Genomic DNA, 14,402 nt, shown 5'->3' with positions numbered 1-14,402 from the left:
GGGAGGTTCTCATTGGCAGAACATACACCTTTAAAAGATATTCGTAACATCGGTATCATGGCCCATATTGATGCCGGTAAGACGACAGTCACGGAACGCATTCTGTTCTATACCGGAAAAATTCACAAGATGGGTGATACGCACGAAGGTGCTGCACAGATGGACTGGATGGCGCAAGAACAAGAGCGCGGCATTACGATTACATCCGCTGCAACCACCTGCTTCTGGCCGCGTAACGGCGTAACGAATCGTATCAACATCATCGACACTCCGGGACACGTTGACTTCACTGTGGAGGTTGAACGTTCTCTGCGCGTGCTGGACGGCGCGGTGGCGCTGTTCGACGCAAAAAGCGGCGTAGAACCCCAATCCGAGACGGTGTGGCGTCAAGCAGACAAGTATCACGTTCCGCGCATGTGCTTCATCAACAAAATGGACGCCACCGGCGCTGACTTCTTAATGTCCGTGGATACCATTCACGACAAGCTGAAGGCGAACGCATTGCCGGTACAGCTGCCCATCGGAGCAGAGCACAAATTTGTGGGCATCATCGACCTGGTCACCATGCGCGCCGAAGTGTATCATGACGATCTCGGTAAAGAGATCACCGATGAGGACATTCCGGCGGATCTGAAAGATCAAGCAGAAGAGATGCGTGCCAATATGCTGGAGGCACTCTCCGAGGTCGATGACGATTTAGCGATGGCGTATCTTGAAGAAGAGCCCATCAGCGAAGAAATGATCCGCAAAGCCATCCGTACGGGTACGCTGGAACAGAAGATTTTCCCGGTACTCTGCGGATCGGCGTATAAGAATCGCGGCGTGCAGTTCCTGATCGATGCGATTGTCGATTACATGCCCAGTCCGCTGGACATCCCGCCGGTAACCGGAACGAAAAACGGTACCGAGGACGAGGAACTCATTCATCGCGAAGCCGATGTGGATGAGCCCTTCTCGGCTCTGGCCTTCAAGGTCATGACCGACCCCTACGTGGGCAAGCTCTGCTTCTTCCGCGTGTATTCCGGAAAAGTGGAGAACGGAAGCTATATCTACAATTCGACGACGGGCAAGCGCGAACGCTTGAGCCGTATTCTGCAGATGCATGCGAATAAACGCGAGGAGATTGAGGTTGTGCAGGCCGGCGACATTGCCGCCGCGGTCGGCCTCAAAGACACCGGAACGGGCGACACGCTCTGCGATCAGGATCATCCGATCGTGCTGGAGCAGATGACCTTCCCGGAGCCGGTTATCTCCGTTGCGATTGAACCGAAGACCCGCGCCTCGCAAGAGAAGATGGGCATCGCGCTCGCAAAGCTGGCAGAAGAAGATCCGACTTTCAAGACGTATTCGAACGCGGAAACCGGACAGACCATTATCGCCGGCATGGGCGAATTGCACTTGGAAATCATTGTCGATCGTCTGCAGCGCGAGTTCAAAGTCGAAGCGAACATCGGCAATCCGCAGGTTTCCTACCGTGAATCCATCACGACACAGGCAGAAGCACAGGGCAAGTTCGTGCGCCAGTCCGGTGGTCACGGTCAATACGGTGACGTGCGCATTCGCATTAAACCGGGCGAGCCGGGAACGGGCATCGTGGTACACAATGTCACCGTCGGCGGATCCATTCCGAAGGAATTCATCAACCCGTCCATTCAGGGTATTCAGGAAGCATGTCAGAGCGGTCCTGTTGCAGGATTCCCGGTGCTAGATGTGGACGTAGAGATCTACGACGGCTCGTTCCATGAGGTCGACTCGTCGGAGACGGCGTTTAAGATTGCCGGTTCCATGGCGATGCAAAACGCAATGAAACAGGCAAAACCGGCACTGCTGGAACCGCTGCAAAAAGTGGAGATTCTCACGCCGGAAGAATACCTGGGCGATGTCATGGGCGACGTGTCGTCCCGACGCGGGCGCATTGAACAGATGTCCACGCGCGCCGGTGTTCAGGTGGTCGACGCCTACATTCCGCTTTCCGAAATGTTCGGCTATGCGACGGATCTGCGCTCCAAGACGCAGGGACGCGCGACCTATTCGATGCAGTTCGATCACTATGAAAAAGTGCCCGACAGCATTGCGGAGGAAGTCACGAAATCGCGCAACGAGTAATTGCGTTGTGCAGGGGGAATAGTGGCAATTTTCTGCCATCTGTTCTATAATGTTCCGTAACGACCAGTTGTTGTTTTTAGGAGGAAAAAATGGCGAAGCAAAAATTTGAGCGTAGTAAACCGCATGTAAACATCGGCACGATCGGTCACGTCGACCATGGTAAGACGACGTTAACCGCTGCCATCACCAAAGTTATGAACGAGAAGTTTGGCACAGGCGAATTCGTCGACTATGCCAACATCGATAAGGCGCCGGAAGAGCGCGCACGTGGTATAACCATCAATACGTCGGTTGTCGAGTATGAAACTCCGAACCGCCACTATGCCCACGTGGACTGCCCGGGCCATGCTGACTATGTTAAGAACATGATCACCGGTGCTGCCCAGATGGATGGCGCGATCCTCGTCGTCTCCGCTGCGGACGGTCCGATGCCCCAGACTCGTGAGCACATCCTGCTCGCTCGTCAGGTCGGCGTTCCGAAGATCGTGGTTTTCCTGAACAAAAAAGACCAGGTTGATGATGATGAACTCATCGAATTGGTTGAGATGGAAGTTCGCGACCTATTGAACGAATACGATTTTGACGGCGACAATACGCCGATCATTGTCGGTTCTGCGCTGAAGTGCCTCGAAGAGGGCGGCGAATGGGAAGATGCCATCGTGAAATTGATGGAAGCGGTTGATGAATACATCCCGACGCCGGTTCGTGCGACGGATGAGCCGTTCCTGATGCCGGTAGAAGACGTTTTGACCATCACCGGACGTGGTACGGTTGCGACCGGCCGTGTCGAGCGTGGTGTGTTGAAAGTTGGCGACACCGTCGAGATCGTCGGTCTTGTTGACAAGCCGCGTGAAGTCGTTGTCACCGGTGTGGAAATGTTCCACAAGCAATTGGATCAGGCAGAAGCCGGCGATAACATCGGCGCGCTGCTGCGTGGTGTACAGCGTAATGAAATCGAGCGTGGTCAGGTTTTGGCTGCTAAGAACTCGATTCATCCGCATACCAAATTCGAAGGTCAGGTCTATGTGTTGACGAAGGATGAAGGTGGCCGTCATACGCCGTTCTTCTCGGGCTATCGTCCGCAGTTCTTCTTCCGCACGACCGACGTTACGGGCGACATCCAGCTGCCGGAAGGCACCGAGATGGTTATGCCTGGTGATAACGCCACCTTCACCATCACCCTCATCTCGCCGATCGCGATTGAGGAAGGTCTCCGTTTCGCTGTCCGTGAGGGCGGCCGTACGGTTGCTTCCGGTGTTGTCTCCAAGGTCATCGAGTAAGCGAAGAATACAATCTAAAAACGCGGTTTCGGCTGCGTAAAGAAACAGGCTCGGGGCGAATGCTCCGGGCTTGTTTTTTTGTGCGAAAGGCGCGCATCTGTTTTCGTAGCTAGAGTCGAATCGTACGATTTTACAAAAGATAAAGTCTTTCCTATAGGAAATACAAGGAAAATAGTCTACAATAAGAGAAAGACGATTATTGCACTTGACGAAGGGGGATCATGTGGATACTCTCTTAGATCGACAGACAGATAGACAGACAGACGATCAGTCTGTGGTTTTTGTTCACCTTTTTTTTAAATTCTATTTTTACGCAGAGGCATCACATTGACCGTCTATTTATGGCCAATGGATAGTCTCTTTTTTTCATGGCAGGAATCCATATCGTGCAGAAAAAAAGAAAGGACTAAAGCATGAAACACGTACGCAATAGAGTGTTGGCCGGGGTTATCGCACTCGTAATGCTCGTCACCGCCGTCATTACGGATAGTCGCCCTGTTCTCGCGGAGGACAAGGCTTCTACGTATGCCGTTGAGACGACGGATACGGCCACGCCATTGGAGGAACCGGGCGAAACGAGACCGGATGGCCTAAGTCAACCGGACGTAACAGAGACCGAAGATGTCTCTTCCAACGTTTTGTCCCATGCAAAGACGACTTCGGATCCGCTCGCACCCGCCACAACACCGGCGGAAGCGTCAGACAACGGAACCGCAAAAGCGCCGTCTGAAGCATTAACTAACGCGCCCGCTACAGCACCCGTGCCAGCGCCTGTAAAGGCACCCGCTAAAGCGCCGGGCTCGCAGCAGGATTACAAGTTCACCGCGCGCTGGGCAAATCCGGTCAATGCAACTTCCGACGGATACAATTACGAAGACGCGAACAATACCATATTGCGCTTTGATAATATGTTCAACAAAGCCTATGCGGCGTCGGTGGAGGTCTCGTTTAACCTCACTGATACAGGAAATGTTAAGGCTTTGCAAAAAGATTCCGTCAAGGTTACCCTACCTTCTGCCCTGTTTACAACATGGGCAGGCGATACCAGCACGTATTGGGACGGCTCTACGCCGGATGCTTTGGCCGAAAAGAACCAGATGCAGACGCAAGTGCCACAGGACACCACCAGTGACGCCACATCCTTTTCTTGGGCGGGGGATTTGACCAATCCGACGGGAACCATCACCGTCTCCAACGCAAAGCCCATCAACGGATCCACAGCAGATACCATGCTGTTCTCCTATTACTTCATTCCAACGCTCTTAGGCGTGAATACGGATGGAAACTACGAAAAGTCCTTTGACGTTACCATTTCTGTTGATTCCGACCATGACGGCACCCCGGAGTATACGCAGACCCAGAAGCTCACCGTCAAGGCACATACCGAAGCGAAAGAGCCCACGTTGACTTTGACTCGTGCCGACGTAGACAGCAAAGGGATCACGAAAAATGAAGATGTTTACTTCAATTGGCAAACAGCATGGGGGCCCAAGGCCCCGGATGCCGATGACTATTTCTACGTCGTCTACCGGGCAGATCTTGAGCGCTTTGGAACCAGAACTGAATCCAGCACCCAGCCTTTTTCCTACACCTTTGAAAATATAGGCTCACCGGATAATGAAAAAGGTGAGCTCATCGGTGCGCGATGCCAATCGGGAGACGCTTTTCAAGCCATTTCCAGTGCACGGGAGGTCCGCCCACCCTATTCCGGAATCGCCAACAAGAACACGAACGATCCCACGAAGGACTGGGAACATGTTATTTGGTCCGATGGCGCAGCAAAGAACACGCTTAGGTTATATGAAGGCATTGACGATAACTTTAAGGATGGCATTGGTCAAAAGTATTTAGACTTTGGCGGGCCATATTCTAATTATATCTCCGGTCGGAACACCTCCGGCTACAAGAGCTTCTTTTTGCTGATGCGCTATCCCAACCAATTGATTAAAGAGGCGAGGAGTAAAGGTGTGGACTTGGCGAAAGTCGGCATCAATGTCCACAATACGGTACAAGTCACGCAGATTGCCCGTGACGGAAACGCAGCGCATAACTTTACGCTGACCGCTAATGGCGATGCGAACGTATTGGTCCAGGAAAAGGGACAGTACGGCTACTGGAAAGACTATGACGGCCGCTGCGACCCTAACAAGAGCGAGAATTCTCCGGGAAATGCCTACGGCGCCCAGACAGCCATCTTAGCCGACAAAGAGGCACCCATGGAAAGTGGAGGCAATATGTGGGGCGAACGCTCCTTTGTACACACCGCCGAAACCCGCGCGAAAAACCCACAATGGGATGCCACAACCGGAACCTATACAACAAGCCCACGAAGAATGGTTATCGCGGAGCGTAAAAAGATTCTTTCTCAACGCGATGGAGGCGTTGCCGGAAATCTCTCCGGCCTTACCGATCCGCATACCCTTACCGATGATGCGGATGTCCGTTACAAAACAGTTCGGGTTCTTTTATCGGAATATGATGCCACGAAATTGAAAGTTGGCTTGTGGGAAAGAAATACACAGGAATCGACGCAGTATGATCAGTACAGCCCGGTGAGCGTCTACATTCGAAAAGCGGGCGAGTCGACCTATACGCAATATGCGAACATTCAAAAAACCGGCGGAGCAAGCTATGTAGCTTCCTTTACGAATGGCAGTCCGGAACAAAAATTGGGTGGCGATCCACTCTCTCTTCCCGACAACGTTGTCGACGTGCGCTTTCTGCACGACAGCAAATTTTTTGCGACGCGCCTTCAACTGGTAGTCGTGGAATATCTCCAGCCGACCGCTTCGGTCAAGAGTTTTGTACAAAACTGTGTAAGCCAGAACCGAGCCACTCTCTATACCGCGCCTGCGGACTTCTGGCTGACGGAAAACCTGGCCAACGCTGTCAATCCGATGGACGCGTCGATTCCTGCGAAATCTACCGATTCCACGGACGAGGAGCACACTGTCTATATCACACATAGCATGTCGAAAATCAACCGAAGATCGACCGTTAGTGTTTCAACGATCAAGTTATCGGACATCGAAGACGATTCGGATCATCGCGAACAGCGGACGAACGTGTTTGTTCGTGCCCAAAACACCTTGGGCGCGCTGGGAGATGGCATGGATCTCAACAAAGCGTACGTTACCGATCCGGATCTTGTGGGACGCTATGCTATGCACCAGGGAGTGTTCTATAATTTGCTGCCGGCGGGAACAAAAATCGACCCCTCCACGCTTAAGGTCGGCCGAGAATATTTGTCTACCAAACCGACGGAAGAAACACCGGGCGAAGGATTAAAACGGCGTCCGGTCTCCATCCCTTCGTCATACTATGATGTGGAGCAAATTCCTAATTACAAGGGTAGCGGCGCGACGATGCTAAAAGTCACGCTGAAGGATCTGCCGGAGAAAGACAAGCCATATCCGAATACCAAATATGGTGCCTACGATCTCCCGCAATACACCCTGTTCATGAAATATACCCTCATCAACACGTATGAGAATATTCAGGACCGGGGCTCGGACGTGGTTAATACGGCGGCATTCGTCAACACATCAACCGGCGAATGGGATCCCGACGATATCGACTTCACTAAGCAGGGCAACCCCAGAAGCTATTCGTATTATGAAGAGCTGGCCGATGCGAATCGCGATAAACAAACGGGAAGCACCAATAATTTCGGCCTGACGAATGGGAAGATGAGCTTTAAACCGATTACGGTATCCCATTCCGGCGCGCAGCAACTGGTGCGCAACCTCGATAAGGGAGAAAAATTCGGTGCAACCACAGATGTAAAAGGCTTTAACCATATTTATACCGGCGCAAATTATGAGTATAAATTGGCCTATTATCAAGATTCGAACACCAATGGCTCCGACATCGTCTTCTACGATATTCTTGATCAGAGTATCAAGCCGGAAACCCCGAAATCCGAATGGCAGGGCACCTTTGCAGGCATCGATTTGTCCATCATAGAAAACAAGCTGTCTTCGGGAAGCAATGACTATGCTAAACCGAAGCTCTATTATGCGACAACCGCAGAGGTCATGTCGAATGGCAATATGAATGTTGATGATTCGAACATCTGGAAAGCGTATCCGGCGGACGATTCGACCTTTGATAAGAGTCAGATCAAAGCGATCGCCATCGACGTGCGAAAAACGGAAAATGGAAAGGATTTCGTTCTTGGCCCATCCCAGGCACTGGTGGCCTACGTGAGAATGAAAGCACCGAGCGATCCGACCTTGGATGGCAAAACCGCCGTCAATGAACTTCAGGTGAACGCGACCAATGTTTCGCAAAACACCACACAAAATAGGGCGGTCATGTTAAGGAATGCCAATCCGAACGGAGGCATAGGTCTAAACTCCCTTTACGCAGCCTGCAAGGTCACCTTGCATAAGATTGGTATTGCACTCGAGAAAACTTCCAATCCGGAATCAGGCACCGAGAAGGCGCCGGCGCGCGTGAAAAACTTGAAGGATGAACCCATCACCTACACCATTACCGTAAAGAATACGTGCCAAGAACTGGATCTTAAGGGAGTGGTCGTAAAGGATGCCATACCGGACGGCCTTATCATTGATGCGGAACACATCACGATGGAAAGCACGACGGAAAAAGATCCGATGAAATTGAAACAGAACGTCACACAGACGGTGGACGGACAGAAGCTTGCTTGGACGATCGCGACCCTTGATAAGAGCGAGAGCATTACGTTTACGGTACCGACGAAGCTTGAAAAGAAATTCACCAAAAACACCACCTTTGCAAACTGTGCGCACGTGACCGAGGCGAACGGCAAAACGATTACGGTTGACTCCGACACCACCTACCACCAGGTGAAGATCAACCATCCTACGCCCGATCCGGAACCGACTCCGACTCCGACGCCCACTCCGACCCCGACCCCCACTCCGACCCCAGCCCCGACGCCGAAGCCCACGCCGGCACCGCAGCCAAAACCGGCATCACCGGAGAAGCCGCAGCCCATGACGGGTGATGGCAATCGTCTCCTGTTCTGGAGCGCGCTTTTGGGAGTATCCATGCTGGGCGCTTGCTGGGTGTACGCGGATCCGAAAAATAAGCGGAAAAACGTCGAGAACAAAAAGCATTAAGATAGGCTAAGGCAGAGCGCTTGCTGAGGAGGGAAGATCGATGGACTCTTCGACGGGCTCCCGCGGCCACGCGAACAAAATTCGCGTGGTCCTGCCTTTTCTGTCGGAATCCTGCCACAACGCTTTTTTCGTGGTAAAATGAAAACAACCGGCAGACCGGATTCCATTCGTCCGGCCTGCGTCTCGTTGAAACAGAAACCCTCGCCCATCTTCGGCCGCACTGTTGCCGCTCGAAAGGGCAAACACCAAATAGGAGGAAAGTATGAAGTCCGTAATTAAAACCCATCCGCTTTGGAAACGGGGACTGGCCTTCTTCGCCGCATTCGCCATGATTTTGGCGATGGTGATGCCGTCCGTCCCGGTTGCTCGTGCGGAAGAAGCGACCACGAAGTCGCTGGATGCGGATCTGCTTGTTGACGGAGATACCGGAAAGCAAGTGCTTGAGAAGAAGTATCAAGATGAGATGACGTTTACCGGTACGCTGGATGTATCGAAGATTAAGAAACAGATGCAGGATATCGAAGATACTTATGGAAAATTTGTATCAGTTGATAAAATTATGCTGGATCCGAAGACTGTTCAGAGCACCTTTACCGCTACGTTGAAGTTGCCGGAAGGGTTGGAGTTTACAGCTCAATCGGAAGGCGCCTTTACGGGCGCAAATGGCGTGTTTACGTCGACCTCGGAAATTGATAAAGCGAGCAACACTGCGACCATCAAGTTTTTACTGACCAATCCGACTGGTTACGATACGTATCTCAAATTGAAGAAGGCGATCACCGAAACGGTTGATGATACATTTACGTTCTCTGTTAGCCATGTAAAGTTCGCTCAAGGAGCCCATCCGCATACGCCGTACGTTGCTACCGGTACGGTAGAAGGCGATATGCAAGCGACGGCCATATTATTCGGTCACACAAAACCATTTGCCTTCAAATGGAACGGCGTGCAAATTGCGGATAAAGCCTACATGAATCAACAAGATATTTCCGCTGCGGTTAAATATACAAAATACGTCGAACACATCAACTTGCTTGGCGACATCAAGGTAGGCGACGAGACGCAGAATAAGAGCGTGTACCGCGTCAAAAAAGACGATAAAGTTGCCTTTACAGGCACGTTGGATGTTTCTCCCGTCAAGGCTCAGCTCGCTAAAATTGAAGGACTGTTCAATCCCGGAAACCAAATCCCGGATACCATGATCGCATTGTCTGGTTACAAGGGCGAATTTAAGACTACACTGGCTTTGCCGGCGGAGATGGAATTTGATCCGGCGACCAATCCGACAGTTACGCTCTCGGGAGATAACGAAAAATATGAGATTAAAGCCCAAAGCGTCGACCCGGCAACAAAGACTATTACCATCACAATGGTAGTAAAAAAAGAGGTCAAGACATTTGCGGATCTCAAGGATGCTGTGAATGGGATGAAAGATGAACTGCAAGTTACGGTTGACGGAGTGGTATTCAATAGCCAAGCAAGAAAAGGTAAGAATTACACCGTAACGGGTACCATGACCGGTGGAATTGAAGCGACAGCTACTTTAACGCCCGCTCCGGCCGCCCGATCCGTAGCGGTCGTTCAGTTACCAAATCCACTGTATTTCAACCTTTCTTGGGATGCCATTCAGAAACCGGAGGGTCTGGATTCTACGAAACCGGTTGGTACAGATGACATTACCTTTACCGTAAGAATTCCGAAGCCCACTCTTCCGACGCCGGATGAGCCGTCCTCTTCCTCCAGCTCGAGCTCTGTAAAGCCGGTGGAACCGGAGCAGCCGTCATCGGAAATGCCGGTAACGCCGAAGCCGAACAAAAAGCCGGTCGCGCCGAAAACGGGCGACATTTCTGCAGTGATCTATGCGGGCAGCGCGATTCTCTCCACAACAGGCCTGGCTGCTTTCGTCCTGAAGAAGAATAAGCGCAACGACAAGTAACGAAATAACACGCGCAGCGAGGACTGTGCGAACAAAAAGAAGGGCATGAATTAATTGCCCTGCTCTCCGCGCCGGAAGGCGTCGGCGGAATGCCGACGTCTTCCGGCTTTGTTGTATTTAAACCGCATGCATGCGAATGGTGTGCTGCGTTCACTCCGATTGCCGAAGAAAAAAGCATTTCGTTCTTGACAACCTCGAAAGAGGGCAGTATAGTATACACATAGTTAGTTACTCAAGTAACTAACTAATAAACTAATCAACAAGTCGAAAATCGACAAGGTCGACGTCACATGGATCAAAGAAAGGAGGAATCGATGCACCTGGACGAAGCCAATGGGGTTCCCCTGTTTCAACAAATCAGTGAGGGATTGGAAAATGCCATCTTGACCGGAGCATATAAGGAAGGCGATCAAATTCCGTCCACGACGGAATTGAGCGTCGGGTATCGCATCAATCCGGCGACCGCATTAAAGGGAGTGAATCTTCTGGTTGAGGAAGGCATTCTTTATAAAAAAAGAGGATTAGGCGTGTTTGTTGCTGAGGGCGGCGTGGATCGGATTCGCCAAAAGCGAATGGATGAATTTCGTGACCATTTTGTTTGCCCCTTGCAAAAGGAAGCAAAGCGGCTCGACATCTCCACCGAAGAGGTGATTAGCTGGTTGCGTGACGACAACGAGTAATGACAGATAGGAGGAATACGACGATGAGTTTAGAAATAAGCGGCGTATCCAAGCGTTTTGGAAAGCTGATGGCGCTGGATCACGTCAATGTACATCTGGAAAAAGGAAAAATCTACGGTCTTTTGGGCCGAAACGGAGCGGGGAAATCCACGCTGTTAAATATTTTGAATGGGCGTATGCGCCAGACAGAGGGGGCCTTTACGATTGAGGGCGAGAATCCGGGCAATGATCAAGCGTTGCGAAAAATCTACATGGTGGGGCCGGACAATCTCTTCCCGGCAAAAAAATTGAAGGACATTCTAAAGATTACGGCCACTTTTTATCCCGATTTTGCCCTGAACGAGGCATTAGCGGATCTGGATCGCTTCGGTCTTTCCCCGGATAGTCGCTTCGATAAACTTTCTACCGGGAATAGTTCTCTTTTTAAGTCCGTGGTGGCGTTGCGCAGCGGAGCGGACTATCTCTTCTTAGATGAGCCCACGTTAGGACATGATGCCGTCAACCGCGAAATGTTTTATGAAAATGTGTTGTCCGTGTTTGCCGAGACACAGAGCTGCATCGTGCTCTCGTCGCATCTGATTTCGGAATTGGAGCCGCTTTTACAGGAGGTCATTTTTATCCAGAAGGGCCGGATTCTCATCCAGGAAGAATTGGAAGCCCTGATGGAGAAGTACCGCCTGCTTTCGGGATCCATCGAGCAAGTACATAACCTTGTGCAGGCTCATCCGGAGATGACGGTCATTCAAAAGCAAGAAGTGGGCGCGATGGCTCAGTGGGTGGTGGAAAGCGATGCGTGGGAGGCGATTAGCACGGCTTCTTTCGGAATTCCAGTGCAAAACGTGGATTTGCAGCGTCTCTTTATCGCCTTAACGAAAGAGCATCCGGATGCCGCAGCGAAGAATACAAGCCAAAAGCGATCCTTTTTGGGTCGGATCAACCAAGATGAAAAGCGATAAGAGGGGGTGAATAGCATGAGATTGCAGGCGACAGGAAAATATATTGTTTGGGAAAATTGCAAGACACTGCTTTATGTGGTGCTGGGTCTGTTCGGCATAGGGATTTTTCTTTCCCTACTCGCCGGCTTTTTCAACAACAACGTTCAACCCAGTGTTTCCGGACTGGACATGTCGATTTTGCTGATGTTTTTTGGGGTAGGTCAGTTTACATTTAATCGAAAAATGGACTTCACCTTTCAGAACAGCCTTTCCGCTTCGGCAAGAGCGTGGGGTGTCTATCTGGGATATATCGCATTTGCCTTTGGCGCATTTGTTTTGATGCTGATTCTGGTTCCTGTGTTCACGATCGCATTGAACGCTTTTGGGGGAACCACGAAAGACATTATGGTGTTTTCTCTCTATCAAAATGGCGTGAAATGGGGAATGGGTTCGGTCCTTTTGATGCTCTATTTCCTTATGGCGACGGTAACGATGCTGTTAGGCCTTTTACACTATCGCATGAAACCCCTGCAAATCGCCTTGTTTTGGATCCTCGTTTATATTGTTCTTACGTTGCTCGTCCAATCCGTCCTAACCATCCTAGGAGGAACCGGTTCGGAGAATGCGTTGGTGAGCTATATTATTGACGTTTTTCGCCGTCTCATACCGTGGCTGGCCGAGAAAAAAAGTCATCTGCTTCTTTTCGAGACCGGAATCTTTGCCGTGTTGAGTATGTTCAGCTGGGTCGGTCTTTACCGTTTACAGCTGCGTAAGCGGTAGATGTACATTTGTAAATGATGTGAGACAAAAACGAGAGAGAATCTCCGGTATGTTGCTTTATTGCTGAAGGGCTAACAGTCAGCAATAAAGCAATTTTTTTGAGGAATGCTAATCATCTAAGGACCGCTTACGAAAAGTTTTTTCAAGGGAGCGTAAGGCTTAAGAATATAAACCGTTATTGCGCGGAAGGTGGTGGGGGTTTAACGGAAACGCATTACCCCCACCATCGTTTATGCCCTTGGTGATGGTGGGGATTTAGCGAAAACGCGTTACCACCACCATCGTTTATGCCCTCGGTGATGGTGGGGATTCAGCGAAAACGCGTTACCACCACCATCGTTTATGCCCTCGGTGATGGTGGGGATTTAGCGAAAACGCATTACCACCACCATCATTTATGCCCTTGGTGATGGTGGGGATTTAGCGAAAACGCGTTACCCCCACCATCATTTATGCCCCTGGTGATGGTGGGGATTTAGCAAAAACGCCTTACTACCACCATCATTTATGCCCTTGGTGATGGTGGGGATTTAGCGAAAACGCGTTACCACTACCATCATTTATGCCCTTGGTGATGGTGGGTTAACCCGCGATCAATAGGGCGCGAGGGGCCAACCGATTCGTGCCTGTGTGGAAACGGCGCCGATTGGTTATAATAGAAACGGAAGAAATGGAAAGGAGGATGCAATGAACACGAAAAAACGAATGGTTACGGTCGGTTTGCTCCTGGGAGCGATCCTGTTCTGTGCCTGCAATGCCCCGAGCGGAGCGGGGAAATCCTCCGACGAGGCGAGAAACAGCAGCATCGTGAACGAGCTGTCTTCCGACGGTGTCCAACAAGGAAGTGCTTCCGGAACAGAAGAGAACCCTGGGGAGAGCAAGCCGCTCGGCGAGAATCCTTCCGAAGAAGTTCCCCGCATGGTGCAAATTGACGGAAAATGTTATCGCGACACAGGTTTTGTCAACAGTGGCGTGACCTGTGGTACAGCTGACGGGAAAATCACAGCAAGTGTCGGGGCGAAAGAGAAACCGACCAAGGACGGTGAATCCAACTTCGGTACGGGCATGGAATACCAGCGCTGGAATGAAACCGCCGTCTCGGTGAAAGAGAACGATAAATGGATCCTTTTCGTGGATGAGAAGGCGGATGCTACGTCGATTCCGGATGGCGTTGCGACGTTTACCGGCAAGGTTCGTGAAGCGGAAGTTATGCCGAATACGGAGGAGATCCGACTGTTGGTGGACGTTACGGAAGTGCCGGAACGCTTTCTGCATCTGCAAAAAACGCTTTCGCCTGCGGGAAAGCCGATTGCGGTGGTGATCGGAAAGAAGACCCTTTTATTTCGGAACGACGAACCGATTCTGTTCGACCGGATCCAAGGCAAATCGGCGGACGAGTGGAAAGGGCAGAGCGTGCAGGTTTGGTTTGACGGCACGGTAACGCACGACGATCCGGAGATGAGTTATCCGACAGCGCTGGGAATGGTGTATGGAGTGCGTTTTCTGGAGAAATAACGGGTGTCTTCCGCAGATCTCCCTGGCTCTCCTGAAAGAGCAGAGCGCCTTTCGGCAAGAGA

The 14,402-nt window shown here is 51.1% G+C and carries 8 protein-coding genes; all 8 read left to right on the top strand.

Features of this window, described 5'->3' with window-relative positions:
• The first annotated feature begins 12 nt into the window (after nucleotides 1–12).
• The 8 genes from fusA (at nucleotide 13) to FXY30_RS06340 (ending at nucleotide 14,340) form a co-directional block, all read left to right on the top strand.
• Nucleotides 13–2,106, top strand: coding sequence for an elongation factor G (gene fusA, locus FXY30_RS06375; protein ID WP_071705824.1), 2,094 nt, complete (start codon nucleotides 13–15; stop codon nucleotides 2,104–2,106).
• 89 nt (nucleotides 2,107–2,195) lie between these two features.
• Nucleotides 2,196–3,386, top strand: coding sequence for an elongation factor Tu (gene tuf, locus FXY30_RS06370; RefSeq protein ID WP_071705823.1), 1,191 nt, complete (start codon nucleotides 2,196–2,198; stop codon nucleotides 3,384–3,386).
• 413 nt (nucleotides 3,387–3,799) lie between these two features.
• Nucleotides 3,800–8,494, top strand: a complete 4,695-nt coding sequence (locus FXY30_RS06365; protein ID WP_083428261.1) for a hypothetical protein — start codon at nucleotides 3,800–3,802, stop codon at nucleotides 8,492–8,494.
• Nucleotides 8,495–8,756: 262 nt separating this feature from the next.
• Complete coding sequence (locus FXY30_RS06360; protein ID WP_071705822.1) at nucleotides 8,757–10,430, top strand: LPXTG cell wall anchor domain-containing protein; 1,674 nt, start codon at nucleotides 8,757–8,759, stop codon at nucleotides 10,428–10,430.
• A 314-nt stretch (nucleotides 10,431–10,744) separates the two neighbouring features.
• On the top strand, nucleotides 10,745–11,110 hold the full coding sequence (locus FXY30_RS06355; RefSeq protein WP_071705821.1) for a GntR family transcriptional regulator: 366 nt from the start codon (nucleotides 10,745–10,747) through the stop codon (nucleotides 11,108–11,110).
• A 23-nt stretch (nucleotides 11,111–11,133) separates the two neighbouring features.
• Complete coding sequence (locus tag FXY30_RS06350) at nucleotides 11,134–12,066, top strand: ATP-binding cassette domain-containing protein (protein WP_071705820.1); 933 nt, start codon at nucleotides 11,134–11,136, stop codon at nucleotides 12,064–12,066.
• Nucleotides 12,067–12,081: 15 nt separating this feature from the next.
• Nucleotides 12,082–12,825, top strand: a complete 744-nt coding sequence (locus tag FXY30_RS06345) for a hypothetical protein (RefSeq protein WP_071705819.1) — start codon at nucleotides 12,082–12,084, stop codon at nucleotides 12,823–12,825.
• Between the two features lie 687 nt (nucleotides 12,826–13,512).
• Nucleotides 13,513–14,340, top strand: a complete 828-nt coding sequence (locus FXY30_RS06340) for a hypothetical protein (RefSeq protein WP_071705818.1) — start codon at nucleotides 13,513–13,515, stop codon at nucleotides 14,338–14,340.
• The last annotated feature ends 62 nt before the right edge of the window (nucleotides 14,341–14,402 follow it).

The organism is Murdochiella vaginalis (assembly GCF_902381775.1).
Lineage (GTDB): Bacteria > Bacillota > Clostridia > Tissierellales > Peptoniphilaceae > Murdochiella > Murdochiella vaginalis.
This window is presented reverse-complemented; position numbering and strand designations above follow the sequence as displayed.